Annotated in this window: 26 protein-coding genes; 7 read left to right on the plus strand and 19 right to left on the minus strand. The window is 38.0% G+C overall.

Annotated features, from left to right (window positions below; translation table 11 throughout):
* Window positions 1-7 precede the first annotated feature (7 nt).
* The 4 genes from ftsL to AAX15_RS08390 form a co-directional block, all read right to left on the minus strand.
* A complete protein-coding gene (gene ftsL / locus AAX15_RS08375; RefSeq protein WP_005637653.1) occupies window positions 8-331 on the minus strand; it encodes a cell division protein FtsL in 324 nt (107 codons plus the stop codon).
* Between the two features lie 2 nt (window positions 332-333).
* Entirely contained in the window at window positions 334-1,299 is a 966-nt protein-coding gene (rsmH, locus tag AAX15_RS08380; RefSeq protein WP_005637650.1) for a 16S rRNA (cytosine(1402)-N(4))-methyltransferase RsmH, read from the minus strand.
* A 37-nt stretch (window positions 1,300-1,336) separates the two neighbouring features.
* The gene (gene mraZ, locus AAX15_RS08385) at window positions 1,337-1,792 is read right to left on the minus strand and encodes a division/cell wall cluster transcriptional repressor MraZ (RefSeq protein WP_005628276.1); all 456 of its coding nucleotides are present in this window, start codon (window positions 1,790-1,792) and stop codon (window positions 1,337-1,339) included.
* A 205-nt stretch (window positions 1,793-1,997) separates the two neighbouring features.
* Window positions 1,998-3,584 carry a carbon starvation CstA family protein gene (locus AAX15_RS08390; RefSeq protein ID WP_005637648.1) on the minus strand — a complete coding sequence of 529 codons (1,587 nt, stop codon included), beginning with the start codon at window positions 3,582-3,584 and terminating at the stop codon, window positions 1,998-2,000.
* A gap of 198 nt (window positions 3,585-3,782) precedes the next feature.
* Between AAX15_RS08390 and AAX15_RS08395 the strand changes: the two genes are divergently transcribed.
* On the plus strand, window positions 3,783-4,016 hold the full coding sequence (locus AAX15_RS08395) for a zinc ribbon domain-containing protein (protein WP_046940033.1): 234 nt from the start codon (window positions 3,783-3,785) through the stop codon (window positions 4,014-4,016).
* 36 nt (window positions 4,017-4,052) lie between these two features.
* On the opposite strand, the gene fdhD is transcribed toward AAX15_RS08395, so the two are convergent.
* A complete protein-coding gene (gene fdhD / locus AAX15_RS08400; protein ID WP_046940034.1) occupies window positions 4,053-4,865 on the minus strand; it encodes a formate dehydrogenase accessory sulfurtransferase FdhD in 813 nt (270 codons plus the stop codon).
* A 275-nt stretch (window positions 4,866-5,140) separates the two neighbouring features.
* Here fdhD and fdnG point away from each other — a divergent pair, with 275 nt between their 5' ends.
* The 4 genes from fdnG to fdhE all read left to right on the plus strand — a co-directional run bounded on the left by fdnG (window position 5,141) and on the right by fdhE (window position 10,849).
* Window positions 5,141-8,224 carry a formate dehydrogenase-N subunit alpha gene (gene fdnG, locus AAX15_RS08410; protein ID WP_153065051.1) on the plus strand — a complete coding sequence of 1,028 codons (3,084 nt, stop codon included), beginning with the start codon at window positions 5,141-5,143 and terminating at the stop codon, window positions 8,222-8,224.
* 1 nt (window position 8,225) lies between these two features.
* On the plus strand, window positions 8,226-9,158 hold the full coding sequence (gene fdxH / locus AAX15_RS08415) for a formate dehydrogenase subunit beta (protein ID WP_005635030.1): 933 nt from the start codon (window positions 8,226-8,228) through the stop codon (window positions 9,156-9,158).
* Window positions 9,151-9,867, plus strand: a complete 717-nt coding sequence (locus AAX15_RS08420; RefSeq protein WP_046940037.1) for a formate dehydrogenase subunit gamma — start codon at window positions 9,151-9,153, stop codon at window positions 9,865-9,867. The genes fdxH and AAX15_RS08420 overlap by 8 nt, the downstream gene beginning before the upstream one ends.
* Window positions 9,868-9,940: 73 nt before the next feature.
* A complete protein-coding gene (fdhE, locus tag AAX15_RS08425; RefSeq protein ID WP_046940038.1) occupies window positions 9,941-10,849 on the plus strand; it encodes a formate dehydrogenase accessory protein FdhE in 909 nt (302 codons plus the stop codon).
* A gap of 45 nt (window positions 10,850-10,894) precedes the next feature.
* Here fdhE and rimI read toward each other — a convergent pair whose 3' ends face one another.
* From rimI to AAX15_RS08440, 3 genes are read right to left on the minus strand one after another with little or no spacing between them, the layout of a single operon-like run.
* Complete coding sequence (rimI, locus tag AAX15_RS08430) at window positions 10,895-11,335, minus strand: ribosomal protein S18-alanine N-acetyltransferase (RefSeq protein WP_046940039.1); 441 nt, start codon at window positions 11,333-11,335, stop codon at window positions 10,895-10,897.
* Between the two features lie 2 nt (window positions 11,336-11,337).
* Window positions 11,338-11,742 carry a DNA polymerase III subunit psi gene (gene holD, locus AAX15_RS08435; RefSeq protein ID WP_046940040.1) on the minus strand — a complete coding sequence of 135 codons (405 nt, stop codon included), beginning with the start codon at window positions 11,740-11,742 and terminating at the stop codon, window positions 11,338-11,340.
* A gap of 1 nt (window position 11,743) precedes the next feature.
* The gene (locus AAX15_RS08440) at window positions 11,744-12,331 is read right to left on the minus strand and encodes a YdgH/BhsA/McbA family protein (RefSeq protein ID WP_046940041.1); all 588 of its coding nucleotides are present in this window, start codon (window positions 12,329-12,331) and stop codon (window positions 11,744-11,746) included.
* Window positions 12,332-12,426: 95 nt separating this feature from the next.
* On the opposite strand from AAX15_RS08440, the gene rsmC reads away from it, so the two are divergent.
* Window positions 12,427-13,419 carry a 16S rRNA (guanine(1207)-N(2))-methyltransferase RsmC gene (gene rsmC / locus AAX15_RS08445; protein WP_046940042.1) on the plus strand — a complete coding sequence of 331 codons (993 nt, stop codon included), beginning with the start codon at window positions 12,427-12,429 and terminating at the stop codon, window positions 13,417-13,419.
* 66 nt (window positions 13,420-13,485) lie between these two features.
* Here the strand turns inward: rsmC and era are convergent, their stop codons facing one another.
* The 5 genes from era to grcA form a co-directional block, all read right to left on the minus strand.
* Window positions 13,486-14,394, minus strand: coding sequence for a GTPase Era (gene era, locus AAX15_RS08450; RefSeq protein WP_046940043.1), 909 nt, complete (start codon window positions 14,392-14,394; stop codon window positions 13,486-13,488).
* A complete protein-coding gene (gene rnc, locus AAX15_RS08455) occupies window positions 14,391-15,074 on the minus strand; it encodes a ribonuclease III (protein WP_046940044.1) in 684 nt (227 codons plus the stop codon). Before rnc ends, era begins: the two co-directional genes overlap by 4 nt.
* Window position 15,075: 1 nt before the next feature.
* Entirely contained in the window at window positions 15,076-16,125 is a 1,050-nt protein-coding gene (gene lepB / locus AAX15_RS08460) for a signal peptidase I (RefSeq protein ID WP_005639603.1), read from the minus strand.
* An 8-nt stretch (window positions 16,126-16,133) separates the two neighbouring features.
* Window positions 16,134-17,930 carry a translation elongation factor 4 gene (gene lepA / locus AAX15_RS08465; RefSeq protein WP_046940045.1) on the minus strand — a complete coding sequence of 599 codons (1,797 nt, stop codon included), beginning with the start codon at window positions 17,928-17,930 and terminating at the stop codon, window positions 16,134-16,136.
* A gap of 168 nt (window positions 17,931-18,098) precedes the next feature.
* A complete protein-coding gene (gene grcA / locus AAX15_RS08470) occupies window positions 18,099-18,482 on the minus strand; it encodes an autonomous glycyl radical cofactor GrcA (protein WP_005628746.1) in 384 nt (127 codons plus the stop codon).
* 267 nt (window positions 18,483-18,749) lie between these two features.
* On the opposite strand from grcA, the gene ung reads away from it, so the two are divergent.
* On the plus strand, window positions 18,750-19,409 hold the full coding sequence (gene ung / locus AAX15_RS08475; RefSeq protein ID WP_046940046.1) for a uracil-DNA glycosylase: 660 nt from the start codon (window positions 18,750-18,752) through the stop codon (window positions 19,407-19,409).
* Between the two features lie 68 nt (window positions 19,410-19,477).
* On the opposite strand, the gene miaB is transcribed toward ung, so the two are convergent.
* The 6 genes from miaB to AAX15_RS08505 form a co-directional block, all read right to left on the minus strand.
* The gene (gene miaB / locus AAX15_RS08480) at window positions 19,478-20,902 is read right to left on the minus strand and encodes a tRNA (N6-isopentenyl adenosine(37)-C2)-methylthiotransferase MiaB (protein WP_046940047.1); all 1,425 of its coding nucleotides are present in this window, start codon (window positions 20,900-20,902) and stop codon (window positions 19,478-19,480) included.
* A 168-nt stretch (window positions 20,903-21,070) separates the two neighbouring features.
* The gene (gene lipA, locus AAX15_RS08485) at window positions 21,071-22,033 is read right to left on the minus strand and encodes a lipoyl synthase (protein ID WP_046940048.1); all 963 of its coding nucleotides are present in this window, start codon (window positions 22,031-22,033) and stop codon (window positions 21,071-21,073) included.
* A gap of 51 nt (window positions 22,034-22,084) precedes the next feature.
* Window positions 22,085-22,723, minus strand: a complete 639-nt coding sequence (gene lipB, locus AAX15_RS08490) for a lipoyl(octanoyl) transferase LipB (RefSeq protein WP_046940049.1) — start codon at window positions 22,721-22,723, stop codon at window positions 22,085-22,087.
* A gap of 1 nt (window position 22,724) precedes the next feature.
* The gene (gene ybeD, locus AAX15_RS08495) at window positions 22,725-23,003 is read right to left on the minus strand and encodes a DUF493 family protein YbeD (protein ID WP_046940050.1); all 279 of its coding nucleotides are present in this window, start codon (window positions 23,001-23,003) and stop codon (window positions 22,725-22,727) included.
* A 103-nt stretch (window positions 23,004-23,106) separates the two neighbouring features.
* Complete coding sequence (locus AAX15_RS08500; protein ID WP_046940051.1) at window positions 23,107-24,288, minus strand: D-alanyl-D-alanine carboxypeptidase family protein; 1,182 nt, start codon at window positions 24,286-24,288, stop codon at window positions 23,107-23,109.
* Window positions 24,289-24,303: 15 nt separating this feature from the next.
* Window positions 24,304-25,164: a septal ring lytic transglycosylase RlpA family protein gene (locus AAX15_RS08505; RefSeq protein ID WP_046940052.1), complete on the minus strand. Its 861-nt coding sequence runs from the start codon at window positions 25,162-25,164 to the stop codon at window positions 24,304-24,306.
* Window positions 25,165-25,198 lie beyond the last annotated feature (34 nt).

The raw sequence follows: 25,198 nt of genomic DNA on the forward strand, positions 1-25,198 counted from the left end.
CTACCTATTATTCTCTAATTTCAACTTCTTGTTCTGGGGATAATGCTTTCATTTTTAAGGTGCCAACAGCAATAGACTCTACTCTAGTACTGTCTCCTTCTGTTGCTTCTTGTACTTGCAAATTTCGATATTCACTTTCCAGTGCTTGGCGCTGTAAAACCAATTGACCATTTTCAGAAATTAATCGACGAGTCTGATGAGTAACCCAAATCACGCTCATTGATGAAATCAAAATCGCAACCAATAACAACACAATTAATTTATTTGAAGAAAATAGATCTTCGACCAAAATCTGCTGTAACGGATAACGAGGTTTATTATTTTCAGACATCACTAAATTCTCTCCGCTACACGCAATACCGCACTTCTTGAACGAGGATTTGCTTGAATTTCTGCATCACTTGGTTGAATTGCTTTACCAATAGTTTTTAATTTTTGATTACGTTGAATTTGGTCTTCTCGTAGTGGTAAACCTTTAGGGATATCCTCACCTTTACTTTGTTTTTTCATAAAATGCTTTACCATTCTATCTTCTAATGAATGGAAACTAATAATTGATAAACGCCCTTCTGGCGCTAACATGTCTAAAGCAGAATTGAGTACACTTTCTAATTCATCTAATTCTGCATTGATGAAAATACGAATAGCTTGGAAACTGCGAGTCGCAGGATGTTTATGTTTATCTTTGAAAGGTACCGCTTGTGAAATAAGCTCAGCTAATTGACTAGTACGCGATAAAAATTCAGTGCCATTTTTAGCCGCACTTTTGTTGTAATCAACAATAGCGGTGGCAATACGTTTAGCGAAACGCTCTTCGCCAAAAGTTTTCAAAACCCAAGTTAAATCCTCAACCGATACTTGTTTTAACCATTCTTCCGCTGATAAACCTTGAGTCGTGTCCATACGCATATCAAGCGGGCCATCTTTCATAAAACTAAATCCACGTTCAGCTTCATCAAGCTGTGGGGATGACACGCCAAGATCAAGTAAAATGCCGTCAATTTTGCCAACCAAATTTAATTTTTCACAAATTTCAGGAATATGGGAAAAGCTGTTGTGTTCAATCTGAAAACGTGAATCTTGAATTTTTTGAGCTTCAGCAATGGCTCTGGGATCACGGTCAATTCCAATGAGACGACCATTTGAGGATAATTTAGAAAGGATTAAGCGAGAATGACCACCACGGCCAAAAGTTCCGTCAATATAAATTCCATTTTCCTTCAATGCCAAGCCATTCACGGCTTCGTGAAGTAAAACTGTGACATGTTCAGGTGAAGAAAAGGAATTTTCGGTATCCATAAATACAATATAAAAGTAAAAAACGGTGAATCATTTTCTATAATGAGAAATCTTTCAAAGCCTCAGATGCAAAGTCTGCACTTGAACCAATTTCCATATCTTCTTCAATTTGGGCATGCCATTCTACAGCACTCCAAATTTCAAATTTATTAAGTTGCCCTACCAACATTAAACCTTTTTCTAATTTTGCATGTTGACGTAATGGTCCACTAAGCAAAATACGGCCCTGAGCATCCATCTCACACTCAGTGGCATGGCCAAGCATTACTCGTTGCAAACGGCGCTGGGTAGGATCAAAGTTAGAAAGTGCGAGAAGTTTTTGTTCGATTTTTTCCCATTCATCAAGGGGATAAAGTAAAAGACATGGTTGGCGAATATCTACAGTACAAACCATTTGCCCTTGGTTCTTTTCAAGAATTTCAGAGCGATAGCGGGTTGGGATCGCTACGCGTCCCTTAGAATCTAAATTAACCGCTGTTGCACCACGAAACATATTACGCCTTCAAAATTAAACTTATTTTGAGAAATTTTTCTAAAAATCTCCACAAAACACCACTTTTCTCCACATCTGCGTAAGTTTATAATTTGTTTGCTTAAGTTGCAAGCGATTATCCCTGAAATAACCCTATTTTTTATCAAAATAAAAAGCCGTTTGAGACAATATCTCAAACAGCTTTTTTTAAACCAAATTATCTTGATTAATTATTCACATACGCTTCTTCATCACGCTCGCCTAATGGCTTAAGCATAGCGAAGAATAATACGATACAAACAATTGTTGTTGCAAAACCAAGATAAACTGAAAGTTGATAATCTAAACCGAAACCGATTTTGTTGTAGAACAAGTAAGTTGCACATACTGTTGTAATAAACCAAGCCGGAATAGACGCAACCCAGTGGAATTTATGGTAGCGATATAAGTATGCTGCTGCAGTCCATAACATTACCATTGCTGTCATTTGGTTTGCCCAAGTGAAATAACGCCATAATACGCTAAAGTCAATGGTTGAAACGAAATAGCCTAATACGAATAGTGGTACAGCAATTAATAAACGTTTAGGTAATGAACGTTGGTCGATATGGAAAATTTCCGCTAATTGTAAACGAGCTGCACGGAATGCGGTATCGCCAGAAGTAATAGGTAAAACCACTACACCTAACACAGCAAAAATACCACCGATAAAGCCTAAGAAGTGTAATGAACTGTCATATACAACTTTAGATGGTGAACCCGCTGTAATTGCATCTTGTAATGCTTGTGGGTTTTCATAGAATGCAAGACCAACCATACACCAGATTAACGCAATTACACCTTCAGCAATCATTGCACCGTAAAAGATAAAACGACCTTCTTTTTCATTTTCAGCACAACGCGCCATTAAAGGAGTTTGAGTTGCATGGAAACCCGATAATGCACCACAAGAAATAGTTAAGAACAATAATGGCCAAATTGGAACATCACCCTTCACTTGGAAGTTTTGCGTGAATTTCTCTAAAGTTAAACCTTGACCATCTGCATTGATAGTACGGAAGAACTCAATAGGATCAACAGCACTAAAGTGTGCAGAAACTAAGCCATACACCATACCCACAGACATAAATAGCAATAATGCGCCAAAGAGCGGATAGATTCGACCGATAATTTTGTCGATCGGTAATAAAGTCGCAAGAATATAGTAAGCAAAGATAATAATCGTCCAAATTGCAACAACCGTTGCTTTATCCATTCCCCATACTTTGATACCGCCCGCTTCAACTGCATGATGAACAGCCTCAGCATCACCTAATTGTAACGCGCCTTGAGATGCGCCCAATAAATCCATGGTAATCGTACCCATTAATTGAGCTGGGCTTGATACAAACACAACACCAACTAATAATAAAAGTACAAGTGCTAATGTGTTAATAAATACTTTTACAGGACGACCTAAGAATTTACCAGCTAAATGTGGCATAGTTGCACCGCCATGACGGATACTCAACATACCACAGAAATAGTCATGTACTGCACCGGCAAAAATACAACCGATTACAATCCAAAGCATTGCCACTGGTCCGTATAACGCACCAAGAATTGGACCAAAAATAGGACCAGTTCCAGCAATGTTTAATAATTGAATTAACCAAATTTTGGTTTTTGACATTGGCATATAATCCACGCCATCATTTACCTGATAAGCAGGGGTCTGACGTTGTGGATTAATCACAAAGATTTTTTCGATAATTTTTCCATAAACAAAGTAACCAAGAATCAAGATGGCTACACAAAAGAAAAACCATAACATAGAAAGGCTCCTCAAAAGATAAAAGAAAGTATTTAGTAGATGCCCTAAACAAGCCGCGGTATTCTATTTCAAATTGTTTAAAATCAAAAATTGAATTTAAGAATTTTTATGGATTTGTGACTTGCATCACATTTGTAAAACTGAAGAATTCTATTAGAATACTAATAAATAAGTAATTTTATAATTATAGAGAAACAGATGGCCTTAACTCGATGCCCTGAATGCAGAAAAAAGATTAGTGAAAATGCAGAAAACTGCCCTAATTGTGGTTTTTCTTTCAAAAAAGCAGATTTAGAAATTTATAAACAACAATTAGAAACGCGTCGACTGCATAATGCTGAAATCAATCGTAAAAGTACAAAACTCCACTTAATTTGGTTTTGTATCTTTGCTATTTTTATCGCACTAGCGAGTTGGATTACAAATAAATAGAAAAAATGTCTCGTATGTATGAAGTTACTTCAGATATCAACTATTAATTCGTTCATCTCCACTATAGATATTCCCTTTACCTTCTCTTGCAAAACCAATCAAAGTCAAATTATGTGCTTCAGCCATTTTCACAGCAAGATCAGTTGCCCCAGAAATCGTCACTAACATTTCAACCCCACAAGAAATAGTTTTTTGAACCATTTCATAACTTGCTCGACTCGAAGCAACAATAATTCCATTAGGCTTGCCTGATTTTGCATGCCAGCCAAGTAATTTATCAAGCGCCACATGACGACCTACATCTTCAAAAATAGCAAGCATATTACCTTCTAAATCAAAAAAACCACAAGCATGAGTCGAACCTGTTTGCTGACCTAGTAGTTGATTTTTATGAAGATCTGACAAACAGCCATCTAGTAAATTCAAATCAAACTTAAAAGTGCGGTCTAATTTTGGAAAGTTTTTATATACTTGATTAAGCTGCTCCGTGCCACAAATGCCACACCCCGTACGTCCTGTAAGATTACGACGATGCTCTTTTAATGCCATAAATTTTCGGCTAGACAGTTCAATTTGCACTTCAATACCATTGCAAACTTCCACAACATCGATACCGTAAATATCCAAAGGTTTTTCAATAATGCCTTCTGTGAGAGAAAACCCCAGAGCAAATACCTCTAAATCTTTCGGTGAACACATCATCACCGCATGAGAAATACCGTTATAAACTAATGAAACTGGCATTTCGACAGCTAAAAAATCTTCTTTTGATTGTAAAAGTGCGGTTGAATTTTCTGTACTTTTATTTCTTTTAAAAAAGTTAATCGTTTGTTTAATCACCCAATCCATTCTTTACCTACCCATTACTAAAATGTAAAAAAAATGTTAATATTTTTATAAATTTATGATCTAGATCATAATTTTTCTGAGTTATAATGCCATTTGATTATGGATTTATCGTTAAAAAATCGTTATTCTAGTCGCCCATAAATTGGCCTACTTTTGAACCAATTTGCGATGTTGAGTAACGTTATTTTAACGAAATCAACCAAATTATCTAGTTACACTAGACGAATTTATTACTATCTAAACATCTCAACAACTTGTTGTTGAAAGGAGTGATTATGCAGATCTCAAGAAGAAAATTCTTTAAGGTCTGTGCAGGTGGTATGGCGGGGACATCAGCTGCGATGTTGGGTTTTGCTCCAGCAAGTGCGTTAGCTGCACCGCGTGAATACAAATTATTACGCGCATTTGAATCTCGTAACACTTGTACATATTGTTCCGTAAGCTGTGGTATGTTGCTTTATAGCACAGGCAAACCTTACGATACGTTAAGCGGCCACACTGGCACCAATACTCGTTCAAAATTATTCCATCTCGAGGGCGATCCTGATCATCCGGTTAGCCGTGGTGCACTCTGTCCTAAAGGTGCTGGCGCCCTTGATTACGTAAATAGCGAAAGCCGCTGTTTATATCCAGAATATCGCGCACCAGGCTCTGATAAATGGGAACGCATTTCTTGGCATGATGCTATTAAGCGTATTGCCCGTTTAATGAAAGATGACCGTGATGCCAACTTCGTTGAAAAAAATGCTGCAGGTAATACCGTAAACCGTTGGACCACTACTGGGATTATGACCGCATCCGCTATTAGTAATGAAGCTGCGTTGCTCACCCATAAATGGATCCGAATGTTAGGGATGTTGCCGGTATGTAACCAAGCTAATACTTGACACGGACCAACGGTAGCAAGTCTTGCTCCATCATTTGGTCGCGGTGCCATGACAAATAACTGGGTTGATATCAAAAACGCAAACCTTATTCTTGTTCAAGGTGGTAACCCTGCTGAAGCTCATCCTGTTGGCTTCCGTTGGGCAATTGAAGCGAAGAAAAATGGTGCGAAAATCATCGTAGTTGATCCTCGCTTTAACCGTACTGCATCTGTTGCTGATCTTCACGCACCAATTCGTTCAGGTTCTGATATTGCGTTCTTAATGGGCGTAATCCGTTACCTATTGGAAACTAATCAGATCCAACACGAATACGTTAAACACTATACCAATGCTTCCTTCTTAATTAATGAAGGCTATAAGTTTGAAGACGGTTTATTCTCTGGCTTTAACGAAGAAAAACGCAATTACGACAAATCAACTTGGAATTACCAATTTGATGAAAACGGCAATGCAAAACGTGATATGACATTACAACACCCTCGTTGTGTCATTAATATCTTAAAAGATCACGTTTCTCGTTATACTCCAGAAATGGTTGAACGCGTTACTGGCGTAAAACAAAAAGTGTTCTTACAAATTTGTGAAGAAATCGGTAAAACTTCTGCGCCAAATAAAACAATGACGCACTTATATGCATTAGGTTTTACAGAGCACACAATCGGTACACAAAATATTCGTTCTATGGCGATGATCCAATTACTTTTAGGTAATATTGGTATGCCTGGTGGCGGTATTAATGCACTTCGTGGACACTCAAACGTTCAAGGTACAACTGATATGGGCCTACTACCAACAATGTTGCCAGGCTATATGCGTTTACCAAACGAAAAAGAAACCTCTTACGAACAATATATGAATGCGATTACGCCGAAAGATATCGTGCCTAATCAAGTCAACTATTATCGTAATACCTCAAAATTCTTCGTAAGTATGATGAAAACCTTCTACGGAGATAAAGCAACAAAAGAAAATGGCTGGGGCTTTGACTTTATCCCTAAAGTTGACCGTGTTTATGACCCAATCACGCATGTAAAAATGATGCATGATGGTGAATTAAACGGCTGGATTTTACAAGGTTTCAACGTATTAAACTCTTTACCGAACAAAAACAAAACTGTTGCGGGTATGAGTAAATTAAAATACTTAGTTGTGCTTGATCCATTACAAACTGAAAGTTCTGAGTTCTGGAAAAACTTTGGTGAATCTAACAATGTAAATTCTGCAGAAATTCAAACTGAGGTATTCCGTTTACCAACAACCTGTTTCGCAGAAGAAGATGGTTCTATTGCTAACTCAGGTCGTTGGGCACAATGGCACTGGAAAGGTTGTGATCAACCTGGCGAAGCGATGCCTGATGTTGAAATTCTTTCCATGATTCGTGAAGAAATGCACGACCTTTATAAAAAAGAAGGTGGTCGTGGTATTGAATCATTTGAAGCGATGACCTGGAATTATGCTCAACCACATTCACCAAGCTCAGTTGAACTAGCCAAAGAGCTTAATGGTTATGCACTTGAAGATCTTTATGATGCGAATAACAATCTCATCTATAAGAAAGGTCAATTATTAAATGGATTTGCTCACTTAAGAGATGACGGTACTACCACATCTGGAAACTGGCTCTATGTTGGTCAATGGACAGAAAAAGGTAACCAAATGGCAAATCGTGATAATTCTGACCCTTCAGGATTAGGTTGTACCGTAGGTTGGGGCTTTGCATGGCCTGCAAACCGTCGTGTTCTTTACAATCGAGCATCATTAGATATCAACGGTAATCCATGGGACAAACACCGCCAATTAATCAAATGGAATGGTAAAAACTGGAACTGGTATGACATTGCTGACTATGGCACGCTACCACCAGGTTCAGATGCAGGTCCATTTATTATGTCTGCGGAAGGTGTTGGTCGTCTATTTGCGGTTGATAAAATCAATAATGGTCCAGTACCAGAACACTTTGAACCGATTGAAAGCCCAATTGATACAAACCCACTTCATCCAAGTGTAGTAACGGATCCAACTATCCGTATCTATAAGGAAGACCGTGAATTTATTGGTTCAAATAAAGAGTATCCATTTGTGGCTACAACTTATCGTTTAACTGAACACTTCCACAGTTGGACAGCTCAATCTGCTCTAAACATCATCGCTCAACCACAACAGTTTGTGGAAATTGGTGAGAAATTAGCTGCAGAAAAAGGCATCCAAAAAGGTGATATGGTAAAAGTCACTTCAAGACGTGGTTACATCAAAGCGGTTGCCGTTGTGACTAAACGTTTGAAAGATTTAGAAATCGATGGACGCACAGTTCACCATATTGGTATTCCAATTCACTGGAATATGAAATCCTTAAATGGTAAGGGTAACCGCGGTTTCTCAGCAAATACCTTAACACCATCTTGGGGTGAATCAATTACACAAACACCGGAATATAAAACTTTCTTGGTGAACGTAGAAAAGGCGGAGGCATAATATGCGAGCAATGGATGTACAATCTCAAGATATTATTAAAATCTCCGCAACTTCAGGTTTAACGCCAGCACCACAAGCGCGTGATCATAAAGTTGAAGTGGCAAAATTAATCGATGTCAGCACATGTATTGGTTGTAAAGCTTGCCAGGTTGGCTGCTCAGAGTGGAATGACATCCGCTCTGATGTAAATGCGCAGTGTCATGGTATTTACGATAACCCTGTAGATCTAAATGCTAAAGCATGGACTGTGATGCGTTTTAACGAAGTGGAAGAAAACGATCGTTTAGAATGGCTAATCCGTAAAGATGGATGTATGCACTGTGCTGAACCAGGCTGTTTAAAAGCTTGTCCATCACCAGGTGCTATCATTCAATACAAAAACGGTATCGTGGATTTCCAATCAGATAAATGTATTGGATGTGGTTATTGTATTGCTGGCTGTCCGTTTAACATTCCACGTATGAATCCAGATGACAACCGTGTGTACAAATGTACCCTTTGTGTGGACCGTGTTTCTGTAGGTCAAGAGCCTGCATGTGTGAAAACTTGTCCAACTGGTGCGATTCGTTTTGGTTCTAAAGAAGAAATGAAGCTCTACGCAGAAAAACGCATAGCTGATTTAAAATCTCGTGGTTATGAAAATGCAGGACTTTACGATCCTCCAGGCGTAGGCGGGACACACGTAATGTATGTGTTACATCACGCTGATAAACCAGAGCTTTACAATGGTCTTCCAAAAGATCCACAAATCGATTTAAGTGTGACCTTATGGAAAGATGTATTGAAACCAGTAGCGGCAGTTGCAATGGGTGGCTTGGCATTAGCTGAAATCGCTCACTACTTAACTGTAGGTCCTAATATTGAAGAAGATGTGGAAGATCATCACCACGAATTTGAAGAAGAAAAACCATCTAAGGGGGAAAACAATGAGTAAAATTGAGATCAACAACGATACTCGAATCGTCCGCCATAGAACGCCAGCACGTATTAGTCACTGGATGTTGGTAATCTGTTTCTTTATGACAATGTTCACTGGTGTTGCATTTTTCTTCCCTGATTTCGCATGGTTAACAGAAATTTTAGGTACACCACAAATTGCGCGTGCAATTCACCCATTTACTGGGATTTTAATGTTCTTCGCCTTCATCTACTTGGCATTATTGTACTGGGATCACAATATTCCAGAGAAAAACGATATTCGCTGGGCAAAAGGTGTCGTTGAAGTTCTTAAAGGGAACGAACACGCGGTTGCTGATAATGGCAAATATAACCTTGGTCAAAAAATGCTCTTCTGGACATTAAACTTGGCAATGGTAACGTTATTAGTCACTGGCATCATTATGTGGCGTCAATATTTTTCGCACTACTTCTCAATCCCAGTATTGCGTTTCTCGATTCTGCTCCATTCTTTGAGTGCATTTATGTTATTCACTGGTATCTTAGTGCATATGTATATGGCATTCTGGATTAAAGGCTCGATTCGAGGAATCATTGAAGGTTGGGTAACCGTTCGTTGGGCGAAGAAACACCACCCGAAATGGTATCGCGAAGAAGTTTTACCTGAGCTTGAAAAAGATTTACTCAACGAGCAATCAGGTAAAAAAGGCAAAACCAAAGTATTATTTAAAGGATTTGGCAAATAAGCTGAAATCTTGAAAAAGAAAAAAGTGCGGTTAAAATTGACCGCACTTTTTATTATGAAAGTGAGAAAAGAACATGAGTATCAAAATCTTATCAGAATCAGAAATCAAACAAGCAGCAAATTCCTTCCAAACACCTGCTGTGTTATTTGCCAATCCTAAAAATCTTTATCAACGCAGAGCAAAACGTTTAAGAGACTTAGCACAAAATCACCCACTATCAGATTATTTATTATTTGCTGCAGACATAGTTGAAAGCCAACTTTCCACGTTAGAAAGAAACCCTTTACCGCCACAACAGTTTGAACAGCTAAATGATATCGAGCCACTAAATGCAAAAACCTTTAAAAGAAACTGCATCTGGCGAGAATACTTAACTGAAATTCTTGATGAGATTAAACCAAAGGCTAATGAGCAAGTCTCTGCTACGATTGAATTTCTTGAGAAAGCATCCTCTACCGAATTAGAAGAAATGGCAAATAAGCTCTTAGCACAAGAATTTAATTTAGTTAGCAGTGATAAAGCCGTTTTTATTTGGGCCGCACTTTCCCTTTATTGGTTACAAACAGCTCAACAAATTCCTCATAATAGCCAAGTTGAAAACGCCGAAAATTTACATCACTGCCCTGTTTGTGGCTCATTACCTGTTGCAAGTATTGTACAAATTGGTACATCACAAGGTTTACGCTACTTACATTGCAATTTATGTGAAAGTGAATGGAATTTAGTACGCGCACAATGTACCAACTGTAATAGTCACGACAAACTCGAAATGTGGTCGTTAGATGAAGAACTTGCACTTGTTCGAGCCGAAACCTGTGGTAGCTGTGAAAGTTACTTGAAAATTATGTTCCAAGAAAAAGATCCTCATGTAGAGCCAGTAGCCGACGATTTGGCTTCTATTTTCTTAGATATTGAAATGGAAGAAAAAGGTTTCGCACGCAGCGGATTAAATCCATTTGTTTTTCCAGCAGAAGAAGCATAAAAAAATATAGCCTAGGGTAAACATCCTAGGCTATATCATTTGTATCTATAAATAACAGGCCATTACCACGGCATTTTCTCGTCCACCACTGGGTTTCGGATAATAATTTTTTCGAATATCGACTTCATTAAAACCAATTTTTTCATACAAGAAACGAGCTGGATTAGACTCTCTGACTTCTAGCCATAAGGTCTGTACACCTTTTTCTTTCAACCGAGCGATTAACTCATTCAACAATAATTTCCCCAATCCATTACCTTGATGGGACGGTAAAATAGCAATATTAAACAAAGTCGCTTCATCCAATACTGTTTGGCAAATAGCAAAACCAATAATCTGATTATTCTCTATTAATTTTAAATTGAGATAACGCTCCCCTTGATTATTTTTTAACGTCCCCCGCGACCAAGGCACAAGATGTGTTTGCTGCTCGATTTCATACAATCGGTCGAAATCACTGGCTTCAATTTGAGAAATAATAGACATAATTAAGGCTGCTGAATTTGTTGCCACAACTCTCGTTTGGCTTGGTGATTAGATTGAAATTGTTGCCAACTTGGCGAGCGATAAACACGCTCAGCCTGCATACAAAATGATAAAGTGCGGTCAATTTTGTCGCTATTTTCTGATAATAACCAATAACGAATAGGCTGCTTACATTCGATATGCTGGATTTGATCGTAATTCAAACATAAGCAATCTTCTTTTTTAAGATCAAGGCTAAGTAACACATCAGCCAACAAAGGCGAGCCACTTATATTTTCATCAGAAACAGTGATAAAGCGGATATTCTCCGCAACACTAATTCCTACTGAACCTTGTAGCACCTCTGGGCGATATAACGTCCACTGGGAAATGCCCATTTCTTGTAAAAGAAGATCGCGTCTATTCATATTAACGAGCAATACTATCAAATGGATAATCGACTAATGCCTTAATAATCGCACGTTCTTCAGCCTGTGTAGGTTCCACTTGATATGAGGTATAACTACGATAAGCAATAATATTTTTATCTTTATGCACTAAAGCAACGTAACGCTTAAATTTATCACTGGCACAAGCATAATAATCATGAATATCTGATTTTACAGACTGTAACTGGCAGGTCTCTTTATTTTTTGCAAAATAACGTTCCGTAATAGCTTTCTCATGAGAAACATCAGTTAAATAGAATGTATCACTTAGTACAGCTTTACGAGCCTCACTGTTTTTACTTAATGCCAAACTCACAAAACGAGGATCGTCACCTTTTACCGCTTGTGTTTGTTTCACATATTTCTCACCATTGAATTCAATTTCGATACCTTTAGCTGAAATACGCTGAAACTGCGCATCTAACTTTTGTAATACTTCAGTTTGAGCAGGCGTTAATACAGGCTTTGATACTTTAGATGCCTTTTGAGGCGTACCTTGAACAAGGTCGAGAACTTGACATCCAGATAGTAATGTTGCCATTAAGGCTGCAGAGAGAATTTTTTTCATAAAGGATTTTCCTAAAATAGTTTTAATCAATTTTTATTAATAATTTTGCTAAAATAGCGCGTAATTTTAACTAATAACCTACAGGATTTCAAAGCGTGATTTCTCTAGAAAGCCAAGTTTTAGAACGACATCTTTCATTTTTTGATGGTAAATCAGTATTATTTGCTGGAGGTGTCTCTGATAATTTTCCTCAAACATTAGTCTCTAAATGCCAATCAATCCAAATTTGGAGCTGCTATTTTGACTATGCAAGAACGCAAAGTGCGGTCAATTTTTCCGTTGAATTTCAAGATCAAGCTGATTTAATCGTTTATTATTGGACTAAAAACAAACAAGAAGTCAATTTCCAACTGCTTCAACTATTAGCTCAGGCGCCTATTGATCAAGAAATATTAATTATTGGAGAAAACCGTTGTGGCGTGCGTTCAGTAGAAAAAACATTAGAACCCTATGGTGAAATAGCGAAAATTGACTCTGCTCGTCGTTGCGGTTTATATCATTTTTCACTACAAAACAAACCGCACTTTGAACTTAACAAGTTCTGGAAAACTTATCAACATCCTACGCTACAAGAGTTAACAATATATAGTTTACCCGGGGTATTTAGTGCAGCAGAATTAGATACGGGCACCGAGCTATTACTTTCAACTATTGATAATAAAATAAAAGGAAAAGTACTCGATCTTGGCTGTGGAGCGGGAGTAATTGGCTCTATGATAAAAAAACGCTCTCCTAACGTACAAATTACCATGACTGATATTCATGCGATGGCATTGGAATCAGCGCGTAAAACACTTTATGAAAATCAATTACAAGGTGAGGTTTACGCCAGTGATGTCTTTTCTGATATAGAAGGAAAATTTGATTTGATCATTTCTAATCCTCCATTCCATGATGGCATTGATACCGCCTATCGAGCTGTGACAGAACTCATCACGCAAGCAAAATGGCACCTCAATCAAGGTGGAGAATTACGCATTGTCGCCAATTCATTTTTGCCTTATCCCGAATTACTTAGACAACATTTCGGTGATTACGAAGTTCTTGCTCAAACAGGAAAATTTAAAGTGTATTCAGTGAAAAATTAGAAACAAAAAATCCCCATCGCAATAATGGGGATTTTTCTATTTATTACTTATGGATTTCACCGCACTTTATTCATCCATATATCCTAAACTACGCAGTGCACGTTCATCATCAGCCCAACCTGATTTCACTTTCACCCAAAGTTCAAGATGGACTTTGTTATCAAATAAACGTTCCATATCAGTGCGCGCTTCCATACCAATAGTTTTAATTTTTTGACCGCCTGCACCAATTACCATTTTTTTCTGACCTTCACGTTCAACGAGAATTAATCCATTTATTTCATAAGTGCCACGTTCATTCACTTTGAACTGTTCGATTTCAACAGTAACAGAATAAGGCAATTCTTCCCCCGTAAAACGCATTAATTTTTCACGGATTATTTCCGAGGCCATAAAACGTTGCGAACGGTCTGTGACATAATCTTCTGGGAAATGATGCACACCTTCACGTAAAGATTGTCGTACAATTTTCTCTAATTCATGAACATTATTACCACGCTGTGCAGAAATTGGCACAATGTGAGTAAAGTTAAATTTACTGCTAAGATCTGTAATAAACGGCAACAAATCATCTTTATTTTTAATGTTATCTACTTTGTTAATAGCTAACACAACTGGTGCTTTTGCATTGCGTAATTTGTTTAGCACCATCTCATCATCTGCATTCCAGTGTGTTCCATCTACGACAAAAATAATTAAATCAACATCGCCGATAGCACTACTTGCTGCGCGGTTCATTAAGCGGTTAATAGCACGTTTCTCTTCAATATGAAGTCCCGGAGTATCCACATAGATTTCTTGATACGCCCCTTCAGTCTTAATCCCAACAATACGATGACGCGTGGTTTGTGCTTTACGTGATGTAATTGAAATTTTTTGTCCTAAAATTTTATTTAAGAGCGTTGATTTACCCACATTTGGGCGACCTACGATAGCAATAAAGCCGCAATAGGTTTTGTCGAATTGTTCGGTCATTTGATGTCCAGTTCTTTTAAAATTTGTTCTGCTGCCGCTTGTTCAGCTTTACGACGGCTAGATCCTTTTGCCACAAAAGTGCGGTCAATTTTATCCGCACTTTTCACTTTGCATTCAACAGTGAAAATTTGGCAATGGGCTTCCCCTTGAATATTTACTACTTCATAAGTTGGCAATGGCAGATGTTTACCCTGTAAATATTCTTGTAAACGAGTTTTCGCATCTTTTTGGTTATCACCCGGTTTAATTTCAGCCAATAATTGTTGATACCAATTTCGAATCACGTCGGTCGTCACAGCCAATCCTTGATCCAAAGACATTGCGCCAATAATCGCTTCTACACAATCGGCAAGAATAGATTCGCGGCGAAAACCACCGCTCTTTAGCTCACCAGAACCGAGAGACATATAATCGCCCAATTCAAATTGACGCGCTAAAATCGCTAAAGTGGTTTCTCTCACCAAAGTAGCACGCATACGGCTCAGTTCACCTTCATTACAACGTGGAAACTGATGATAAAGCGCCTCAGCGATAGTGAAATTAAGAATAGAATCGCCTAGAAATTCTAGGCGTTCATTATGTTGAGCCGCCGCACTTCGATGCGTAAGTGCCTGCTTTAAAAGCGCAATATCATTAAAACGATAACCGATTTTACGCTCAAGTCGATCTAAATGATTCATCTTATTTTATTGCTGTAAAGAAACGATCAAAGCGGAAACCGGTTGGCCATTCATTCGCTTCTTTTTCTAAGCTCATCCAAATATAAGTGGCTTTACCCACAATATTTTTTTCAGGCACAAAGCCCCAGAAACGGCTATCATCGCTGTGATCTCGGTGATCCCCCATCACAAAATACTGCCCTTCTGGCACAAGCCATTCTGCAGTTTGCATACCTTCTTGTGGGAAAAACTCAGGACCTGAATAACGACGATATTCACTAATTAATACATTGTGTGTCACATCACCTTTTTCAGTCAATTCTAATTCATTAGGAAAGGCTGGATTTGTTGGATTCTGGGTATATTCAAACACCTTGGTTTCGCAATCAATTTCACAAGGTTTACCTTCTTTGCCATATACCACTTTTAACGTTTTTTGTTCCGCATCAAAAATGACGCGGTCTCCGCCCTTTCCAACAATACGTTTAATATAATCAACACCAGACATATTATCTTTTGAACTTAACGCAAGATTTTCTGCAAAAGCAGCTCGAGTTGCACCTAGACCCGTACGAATTAAAGCTTGTTCAGGTGCCTTGAATACAATGACATCCCCACGTTGAGGTTTATTTCCAGCAATAATTGTATTTTGGAAAATAGGATCTTTGATGCCATAAGTATATTTGTTTACGATTAAAAAATCGCCCACTCGTAGGGTTGACTCCATTGAGCCAGAAGGAATTTGAAATGGTTCGAATAAAAAAGAACGCACTAAGAATACGACAGAAAGTACTGGAAAAAGAGATGATAAAAATTCAGAAGCCTCAGAAACCGGTTCAATTTTTGCTTTTTCTTCATCTGTTAATGCCTGACCTGAACGCTGTTCAGCACGTGCGATTTTACGATTCCGTTTTGGCGTTACCACAAAATAATGGTAGCACCATAAGACCCCTGAAAGTGCGGTCAAAATTAGCAGTACAATACTGAATGTGTTTGGTAATTGGAAATAATCCAATAATTTCCATACTCCAAAACCAACAGCTAGTAAAATCACAAAAAATAAATTTGACATAATTTTCCCTATTTATCTTTTCCTACATGTAAAATTGCTAAAAACGCTTCTTGTGGTACTTCTACATTACCTAAAGATTTCATACGTTTTTTACCTTCTTTCTGTTTCTGTAAGAGTTTTTTCTTACGGCTCACGTCACCACCATAACATTTTGCCAATACATTCTTACGTAATTGTTTCACCGTAGAACGGGCAATAATGTGGTTTCCAATCGCTGCTTGAATAGCTATATCAAATTGCTGACGAGGAATTAACTCACGCATTTTTTCAACCAATTCACGCCCACGATATTGTGAATTATCTTTATGAACGATTAAAGCCAACGCATCTACTCGTTCACTGTTAATCATAATATCCACGCGAACCATATCTGCAGCTTGGAAACGTTTGAAACCGTAATCTAATGAGGCATAACCACGGGATGTCGATTTTAAACGGTCAAAGAAGTCTAGAACAACTTCGCCCATTGGAATTTCATAAGTCAGCGCAATCTGATTACCGTGATATACCATATTAGTTTGCACGCCACGTTTTTCCACACAAAGAGTAATGACGTTACCTAAATATTCTTGCGGCACTAACATATTACATTCTGCAATCGGTTCACGGATTTCAGCAATATTATTAAGCGGAGGCAATTTCGATGGACTATCGACGTAAACAACATCACCATTCGTTAATTGCACTTCATAAATTACCGTTGGTGCAGTAGTGATAAGATCTAAATCATACTCACGTTCTAAACGCTCTTGAATGATTTCCATGTGTAAAAGGCCAAGGAAACCACAGCGGAAACCAAAGCCAAGTGCAGTTGAAGTTTCCGGCTCATAGAAAAGTGAAGCATCATTTAAGCTCAATTTACTCAGTGCATCACGAAATGCTTCATAATCATCTGAGCTAACTGGGAAAAGACCTGCATACACTTGCGGTTTTACTTTTTTAAAGCCTGGTAAAACATCAGTTGCTGGATTATGTTGAAGCGTTAAAGTATCCCCCACTGGAGCACCTAAAATATCTTTAATCGCACAAACTACCCAACCAACTTCACCGCATTCTAAAACGGTAGTATCTTCTTGTTTTGGCGTGAAAATCCCTAAACGATCTACATTGTAAGCTTGTCCGGTAGACATCACTTTAATTTTATCGCCTTTACGTAATACCCCGTTTTTAATGCGAACTAAAGATACCACACCCAAATAGTTATCGAACCAAGAATCAATAATCAATGCTTGTAATGGCGCATTAGGATCGCCTTCTGGTGCTGGAATTTTTGCAACGATTTCTTCTAATACATCTTCGATACCTACACCCGTTTTAGCAGAGCATCGAACCGCTTCCATCGCATCAATTCCAACAATATCTTCAATTTCTTCAGCTACGCGTTCAGGATCTGCCGCCGGCAAGTCGATTTTATTTAAAATCGGTACTACTTCTAAATCCATTTCGATTGCGGTATAACAGTTTGCCAGAGTTTGGGCCTCAACCCCTTGACCAGCATCAACCACCAACAACGCCCCTTCACAAGCAGCAAGAGAGCGAGACACCTCATAGGAAAAGTCCACGTGTCCCGGTGTATCGATAAAGTTTAATTGATAAGTTTCGCCATCTTTGGCTTTATAATTTAAAGTAACACTTTGTGCTTTGATGGTAATTCCACGCTCACGCTCAAGATCCATTGAATCTAGCACTTGCGCTTCCATTTCACGATCCGAAAGTCCACCACAAGTTTGAATCAAACGGTCAGAAAGCGTCGATTTACCGTGGTCAATATGGGCAATAATAGAAAAGTTGCGAATATTCTTCATAAAAGATAGTTTTTCTCAAAAAATCAATAAATTTAACTGGCGGATTGTACCTGAAAAGCGCGGAAATCGCTAGGGATGAAAGGGAAAAGTGCGGTCAAATTTTTTAACCTTTTAGATAAAACAAAACCCCGAATAACTTCGAGGTTTCTTTTTTCATTCAAACTGAAATTATAGGCTTTCAGTGAAAGTACGAGTGATAACGTCGCGTTGTTGTTCTGGCGTTAAAGAGTTGAAACGTACTGCGTAACCAGAAACACGGATAGTTAATTGTGGATATTTATCTGGGTTGTTTACCGCATCTTCTAAAGTTTCACGACGTAATACGTTTACGTTTAAGTGTTGGCCACCTTCAACTTTAACAGTTGGTGCTACGTTTACTGGTAATTCACGGTATTCGATTTGACCTAATTCGCTAACTGCAACAACTTGGTCTTCAGCGAATTCGCCTTTTGCACATAAGCAACGCGCTTCATTTTTTTCGCTGTCTAATAACCAGAATGAATTAAGCAAATTGTCATTTGCTGCTTGAGTAATTTGAATACCTTTAATCATAATAGCCTCCTAATTGGCATTGGAATAATCATAAAAACTGTACAAATTTTATCAAATAATTTGAAGATTTCAAATTATTTTGGATTTTTTTGATAAAGAACAGGTTATCTTTTTAGGATAATTTCACAAACTTGATCTAAATTAAACTTTACCCATTTATATAGCGATTTACCAAAATAATTTAACATTAATTTAACCTTTTAAATTTTTTATTGCCTTAATCTTTTTGTTTATAATAAGAGCAAACTTATTAATAGGATCAAAATAATGAAAACCTGGACAGATGTTATCGGAAAAGAAAAAGAACAACCTTACTTTCAACACGCACTACAACAGGTTCATCTTGCAAGAGCAAGCGGGAAAACGATTTATCCCCCACAAGAAGATGTATTTAATGCATTCAAATATACGGATTTTGAAGATGTGAAAGTGGTGATTTTAGGTCAGGATCCCTACCATGGTCCAAACCAAGCTCATGGATTGGCTTTTTCGGTAAAACCTGAAGTAGCCATTCCCCCTTCCCTATTGAATATGTATAAAGAACTAACACAAGATATTTCGGGATTCCAAATGCCATCTCATGGTTATTTAGTCAAATGGGCAGAACAAGGAGTATTGCTGCTCAACACAGTGCTTACCGTAGAACGTGGTATGGCACATTCACATGCCAATTTAGGTTGGGAAACGTTTACTGATCGTGTTATTACCGCGCTTAATGAACATCGTGAAAAACTCGTATTTTTACTTTGGGGCAGTCACGCACAAAAAAAAGGGCAAATTATTGACCGCACTCGTCACCTTGTTTTAACGGCGCCACACCCTTCTCCACTTTCAGCTCATCGAGGTTTCTTTGGCTGTCATCATTTTTCCAAAACAAATTCATATTTGGAAAGCCACGGAATAAAACCGATAGATTGGCAAATCTAACCATATACCCTAAAAAAATAACCGCACTTTAATTTCTCAAAGTGCGGTTAAATATTTCAAGATTTCAATTAGCCGTGATAACGCCCTACGCCTAATTCATCTTCTTTACGTGTGCGATTCATCACTTCTTGTGGAGATTGCGCAATACGTAATCCCATTTCATCTTCTGTACGCACCACTTCACCGCGTAGAGAATTGGTATAAACATCAGTGATTCTCACATCCACAAATTTACCAATCATTTCTGGAGAACCTTGGAAATTAACAATACGATTCGTTTCAGTACGTCCAGTTAATTCCATAATGTCTTTCTTCGATGGCCCTTCAACTAATACGCGTTGTTCTGTGCCAAGCATGCGACGGCTAAACTGTGCAGCTTGTTGATTAATACGCTCTTGTAACACGTAAAGACGCTGTTTCTTTTCATCTTCCGTCACATCATCTGGCATATCTGCAGCAGGCGTACCTGGTCGGGCTGAGTACACAAAACTGAAGCTCATATCAAAGTTCACTTGTGCAATCAAATTCATAGTTTGCTCAAAATCTTCTGCCGTTTCACCAGGGAAACCAACAATAAAGTCTGAGCTGATTTGAATATCTGGGCGCACAGCACGAAGTTTACGAATAATAGATTTATATTCTAATGATGTATGACCACGTTTCATCATCGTTAATACACGGTCAGAACCTGCTTGGACTGGAAGATGCAAGAAACTCACCAATTCAGGCGTATCACGATATACATCAATAATATCATCTGTAAATTCTATTGGATGACTGGTTGTAAAACGTAAACGGTCAATACCATCGATAGATGCCACAAGACGAAGCAACTCAGCAAAGCTACAAATTTGACCATCATGTGTCGGACCACGATAAGCATTCACGTTTTGACCAAGTAGATTGACCTCACGCACGCCTTGATCCGCAAGTTGCGCAATTTCAAATAAGACATCATCCACAGGACGGCTGACTTCTTCACCGCGTGTATAAGGTACAACACAGAAAGTACAGTATTTATTACAGCCTTCCATAATCGAAACAAATGCTGTTGGACCTTCTGCGCGAGGTTCAGGTAAGCGGTCAAATTTCTCAATTTCAGGGAAACTTACATCTACAACAGAACTCTTACCACCACGAATTTGGTTAATCATTTCAGGCAGACGGTGCAAAGTTTGCGGACCAAAAATAATATCTACATAAGGTGCTCGATGGCGAATATGTTCCCCTTCTTGAGAGGCTACACAGCCGCCCACGCCAATCACTAAATTTGGATTATTTTTCTTTAATTCTTTCCAACGCCCAAGTTGGTGGAACACTTTTTCTTGTGCTTTTTCACGAATAGAACAGGTATTCAATAATAATACATCTGCTTCTTCAGGAATTTCAGTAAGTTCTAATCCATGAGTACTTAATAAAAGATCGGCCATTTTAGATGAATCGTATTCATTCATCTGGCAGCCCCAAGTTTTAATATGTAATTTTTGAGTCATTTTCTACAATATCGTCAGGTGTTATAAATAATTAGTCGAATAAAACGGTCGGCTATTTTACAGGCTTGCAATAATTCTGGCTAGTAAATATTCGGTGAAAAAAAACATCAAAAATAAACCGCACTTTTGTGACAAGCAAAAAGTGCGGTTTATCAGCGCAATTTTTAATTACTTCACCAATCCGCCACTGGCTTGTAAATCAGCGTGATAAGAAGAACGAACAAATGGCCCACAAGCCGCATGTTCAAAACCCATTGCATTGGCTTTTTCACGGAATTCATCAAATTCAGCTGGCGGAACATAACGCGCAACTGGCAAATGATGGCGGCTAGGTTGAAGATATTGCCCCAACGTGAGCATTGTCACACCGTTATCACGTAAATCTTGCATAACTTGCAAAATTTCCTCGTTGGTTTCACCTAATCCCACCATTAAACCAGATTTAGTTGGGATATTCGGGAACATTTCTTTAAATTCACGCAATAATTTAAGTGACCATTCATAATCTGCCCCTGGACGAATCTCTTTATATAGGCGCGGTACGTTTTCTAAATTATGGTTAAAGACATCTGGCGGATTATCTTTTAATTTTTCCAATGCCTGTGTAATGCGACCACGGAAATCAGGCACTAAAATTTCAATCTTAATGTTAGGATTAAGTTCGCGCACAGCTTTTACACATTCTGCAAAATGACCTGCGCCACGATCAGGCAAATCATCGCGATCCACCGATGTAATCACCACATATTTAAGTTTCATATCTTGGATAGTTTCAGCTAATTTTTGTGGTTCTTCAGGATCGGGCGGTAATGGTTTCCCATGTGCAACATCACAGAACGGGCAACGGCGCGTGCAAATTGCGCCTAAAATCATAAAAGTTGCTGTTCCATGATTAAAACATTCGTGTAAATTTGGACAAGATGCTTCTTCACACACTGAATGCAAACCATGACGACGCATTCCATTTTTGATGCTTTCAATTTTAAGTGAATTTGCTGGAAGTTTAATTTTCATCCATTCGGGCTTTTTCAATAGCTCTTGGTTTGGATCAATATTTTTTACTGGAATAATCGACGTTTTTGCTGCATCGCGATATTTTACACCGCGTTCCATTTTGAAAGGCGTTGACATAAGCGTTCCTAAATAAAAATGCCCAAACAGGGCATTTTTGATCATTAAATATTACAAATTTGTTACATTATAGCCTAAAAGCTCGGCAAAGTGTTTAATTAATTTTGGTGAAACCTTATCACAATTAGCTTCATCTTGATTAACAAAATCCGATAATTGACACATTTCAAGACCAGCATAGCCGCATGGATTAATATAATGAAATGGATTCAGATCCATATTGATATTCAATGCTAACCCGTGAAAAGAGCACCCACGACGAATACGCAGCCCAAGAGAACAAATCTTTTTTCCATCAACATACACGCCTGGTGCATCAGGTTTTGGATAACTTTCAATGCCATATTCAGCTAAAGTTTTTACCACCGTTTGTTCAAGTGCGGTAACTAATTGACGCACATTTAAATTCTCATGACGCTTAATATCAATGAGCACATACATCACTTGCTGACCAGGTGCATGATAGGTTATTTGCCCACCACGATCCGACTGCACCACGGGTATTTCACTACGCTGTAAAAGATGCTCAGGTTTACCTGCTTGCCCTTGGGTAAATACAGGAGGATGTTGCACTAACCAAATTTCGTCTTGCATTTCGGCGGTGCGACTATCTGTGAAATTCTGCATTTTATGCCAAATTTCTTGATAATCTTGTAACCCTAACTGACGAACGATAAGGGAATTATTCATGCTAGATAACCATTTTTACGCCTTCAACTTTAGCAAGTTCTTTATAAAGTGTTTCTACCTGCTCAAAGTTTTCAGCAATAATGTCGATTGAAACCGAATTATAGGTACCTTTACTACTCCGTTTTTCCTTAGGAATATAATCACCTTTAATATATTTTTGGACGACTTGAATTAGATCTTGTGCTAACCCCTCGCGATTAATTCCAGTAACTTTAAATGTCATTTTTGCTGGAAATTCCATTAATTCTTTAAGTTTTGCGTAATCGTTTTCTGTTGTCATATTATTTCCCAATAATAAAAATGATGTGTGAATGGTACACCACCCACACATTACGAATGCCTCAGTTAAAAATGAAAAAAGTGTGGTAAATTTCTGGCATATTTTATGCAAATAAGCCTTTTACAGTGAGCACGAGCCAATCCCAAGCTTTTCCGAAAATACTAGCTTCACCTACTTCATCCATCACTTGTAAGTTTACCGCTGCAATATCTTTACCTTCTAATTGATAAATGACTTTACCTACGACTTGGCCTTTTGCTAAAGGCGCTTGTAAGTTTTTACTTTCTAACTCATATCGAGCTTTCAACTCATTTTGTTTGCCTTTCGGAACTGTGATAAAGCTATCTTGTAAGGTTCCTAATTTCACACTACCTTTATTACCATAATAAACAGGTTGTTCTGAAACTTCTTTGCCTGCCTCTAAAGTTTTAAATGTTTCGAAATTAGCAAAGCCCCATTGTAAAAGTTTTTTACTTTCTACTTCACGACCTTTGTAAGTTGGCACACCCATTACTACAGAAATTAAACGCATATTGTTTGGTGTAGTCGCTGAAGCAACTAAGTTATATCCTGCTTGGCTAGTATGCCCAGTTTTCATTCCATCAACATTGATGGTTTTATCCCATAATAGTCCATTACGGTTAGGTTGTTTGATTTTATTAAATGTAAAATCTTTTTCGGAGTAAATTTTATATTCTTCAGGTAAATCACGAATAATATGTGCACCAATAAGCGCCATATCACGAGCAGAAGAATATTGATTAGGATCGTCTAAACCATGCGGCGTGGTGAAATTTGTATTTTTCAAACCAAATTGTTGAACATATTTATTCATTGTTTCTACAAAGTTCGGTACATTGCCAGAAATATGTTCAGCTAATGCCACAGTCGCATCATTGCCGGATACAACAATCACACCACGATTCAAATCTGCTACAGATACTTGCGTATTTAAATCTAAAAACATTTTTGATGAATCTGGGAAATTACGCCCCCATGCACTCTCACCAATGGTTACCATATCGGTATTGTGAATTTTACCCTGTTTTAAAGCGCTCCCTACCACATAACTCGTCATCATTTTAGTTAAAGATGCGGGATATTGACGCTCATCAGGATTAAGTGCAGCCAAAATTGCGCCTGAATTATAATCCATCAATACATAAGTTTGAGCAGTAATTTGTGGTGGAGTTACGCCAAACTGCATATCTTCTGCAGATACCGAAAAAGCACTAAGTGCTACAAAACTTGATAAAAATGCGATTTTTGTTGTTCTTTTCAACATAGTGTGTTCCTACAATTAATTTTTATATGTGTAAACAATTAGTGGCTTGTTTACTGCCATTTTTTGTAATTTAGTTCTCACTTGTGACATTTGCGTTTTGTTATCAAAAGGCCCAATGTGAATTTCGTATTTATTGCCTGAGCGATTTACTTCGGCTTGAATATTATCTAATGCAAGTTGCGTAATTAACTTATCAGCTTGACTACGAGAAGTAACCTCAAGCATTTTCAAACGATAAACTTCATTTCCTTTTTTTGCATTTACCATCTTAAACGACTTATTAGAAGATTCATTAGATTTTACTAAACGATCAGCTGCTTCTTGAGTTTTTGCATGCTTAGCCAGCGTTCTTGTCGCTGCGCCCGATAAATTCCCATTTTTAGCAACATGCAACGCCTCAATTCTAACATGCCCCATACCGCGAGAAATTAATCCAATTTCTTTCGCCGCCGCATGAGAAAGATCAATTAAACGTTTATCACTAAAAGGCCCTCGATCGTTAATACGTACAATCACTTTTCGATTATTATGTAAATTCGTCACCAAGGCATAAGAATTGATTGGAAGCGTTTTATGCGCCGCAGTAAATTGTGTTGAATTATAAACATCACCACTTGCTGTTCTACGCCCATTAAATTTGAGATGATAGTAACTAGCCATCCCTTCTTTCGTATAGGCCTTAGCATCATCTTCAGTTTTTGTCGTATAAGTTTGCCCTTTCACAGAATAAGTACTAGGAGAAGGTACTTTGGTTATAATCGAAAGTTTATCCCCTTGGATACCATACATTTTGTGAGTGTCCGCATGGGCTGAAAAGCTAGTAATTATAGCAAACAAAGCAAGTGCGGTCAGATTTAATAATGTTTTTAATTTCATAAGCGTTGACTATTTTCATTTATTTACCCTTTTA

Source organism: Haemophilus haemolyticus (assembly GCF_001008275.1).
Lineage (GTDB): Bacteria > Pseudomonadota > Gammaproteobacteria > Enterobacterales > Pasteurellaceae > Haemophilus > Haemophilus haemolyticus_P.

Excerpts from the sequence above, each read along its gene's own strand:
- ftsL (WP_005637653.1), bottom strand. The coding sequence starts at position 331 with ATGTCTGAAAATAATAAACCTCGTTATCCGTTACAGCAGATTTTGGTC.
- rsmH (WP_005637650.1), bottom strand. The coding sequence starts at position 1,299 with ATGGATACCGAAAATTCCTTTTCTTCACCTGAACATGTCACAGTTTTA.
- mraZ (WP_005628276.1), bottom strand. The coding sequence starts at position 1,792 with ATGTTTCGTGGTGCAACAGCGGTTAATTTAGATTCTAAGGGACGCGTA.
- AAX15_RS08390 (WP_005637648.1), bottom strand. The coding sequence starts at position 3,584 with ATGTTATGGTTTTTCTTTTGTGTAGCCATCTTGATTCTTGGTTACTTT.
- AAX15_RS08395 (WP_046940033.1), top strand. The coding sequence starts at position 3,783 with ATGGCCTTAACTCGATGCCCTGAATGCAGAAAAAAGATTAGTGAAAAT.
- fdhD (WP_046940034.1), bottom strand. The coding sequence starts at position 4,865 with ATGGATTGGGTGATTAAACAAACGATTAACTTTTTTAAAAGAAATAAA.
- fdxH (WP_005635030.1), top strand. The coding sequence starts at position 8,226 with ATGCGAGCAATGGATGTACAATCTCAAGATATTATTAAAATCTCCGCA.
- AAX15_RS08420 (WP_046940037.1), top strand. The coding sequence starts at position 9,151 with ATGAGTAAAATTGAGATCAACAACGATACTCGAATCGTCCGCCATAGA.
- fdhE (WP_046940038.1), top strand. The coding sequence starts at position 9,941 with ATGAGTATCAAAATCTTATCAGAATCAGAAATCAAACAAGCAGCAAAT.
- rimI (WP_046940039.1), bottom strand. The coding sequence starts at position 11,335 with ATGTCTATTATTTCTCAAATTGAAGCCAGTGATTTCGACCGATTGTAT.
- holD (WP_046940040.1), bottom strand. The coding sequence starts at position 11,742 with ATGAATAGACGCGATCTTCTTTTACAAGAAATGGGCATTTCCCAGTGG.
- AAX15_RS08440 (WP_046940041.1), bottom strand. The coding sequence starts at position 12,331 with ATGAAAAAAATTCTCTCTGCAGCCTTAATGGCAACATTACTATCTGGA.
- era (WP_046940043.1), bottom strand. The coding sequence starts at position 14,394 with ATGACCGAACAATTCGACAAAACCTATTGCGGCTTTATTGCTATCGTA.
- rnc (WP_046940044.1), bottom strand. The coding sequence starts at position 15,074 with ATGAATCATTTAGATCGACTTGAGCGTAAAATCGGTTATCGTTTTAAT.
- lepB (WP_005639603.1), bottom strand. The coding sequence starts at position 16,125 with ATGTCAAATTTATTTTTTGTGATTTTACTAGCTGTTGGTTTTGGAGTA.
- lepA (WP_046940045.1), bottom strand. The coding sequence starts at position 17,930 with ATGAAGAATATTCGCAACTTTTCTATTATTGCCCATATTGACCACGGT.
- grcA (WP_005628746.1), bottom strand. The coding sequence starts at position 18,482 with ATGATTAAAGGTATTCAAATTACTCAAGCAGCAAATGACAATTTGCTT.
- ung (WP_046940046.1), top strand. The coding sequence starts at position 18,750 with ATGAAAACCTGGACAGATGTTATCGGAAAAGAAAAAGAACAACCTTAC.
- miaB (WP_046940047.1), bottom strand. The coding sequence starts at position 20,902 with ATGACTCAAAAATTACATATTAAAACTTGGGGCTGCCAGATGAATGAA.
- lipA (WP_046940048.1), bottom strand. The coding sequence starts at position 22,033 with ATGTCAACGCCTTTCAAAATGGAACGCGGTGTAAAATATCGCGATGCA.
- lipB (WP_046940049.1), bottom strand. The coding sequence starts at position 22,723 with ATGAATAATTCCCTTATCGTTCGTCAGTTAGGGTTACAAGATTATCAA.
- ybeD (WP_046940050.1), bottom strand. The coding sequence starts at position 23,003 with ATGACAACAGAAAACGATTACGCAAAACTTAAAGAATTAATGGAATTT.
- AAX15_RS08500 (WP_046940051.1), bottom strand. The coding sequence starts at position 24,288 with ATGTTGAAAAGAACAACAAAAATCGCATTTTTATCAAGTTTTGTAGCA.
- AAX15_RS08505 (WP_046940052.1), bottom strand. The coding sequence starts at position 25,164 with ATGAAATTAAAAACATTATTAAATCTGACCGCACTTGCTTTGTTTGCT.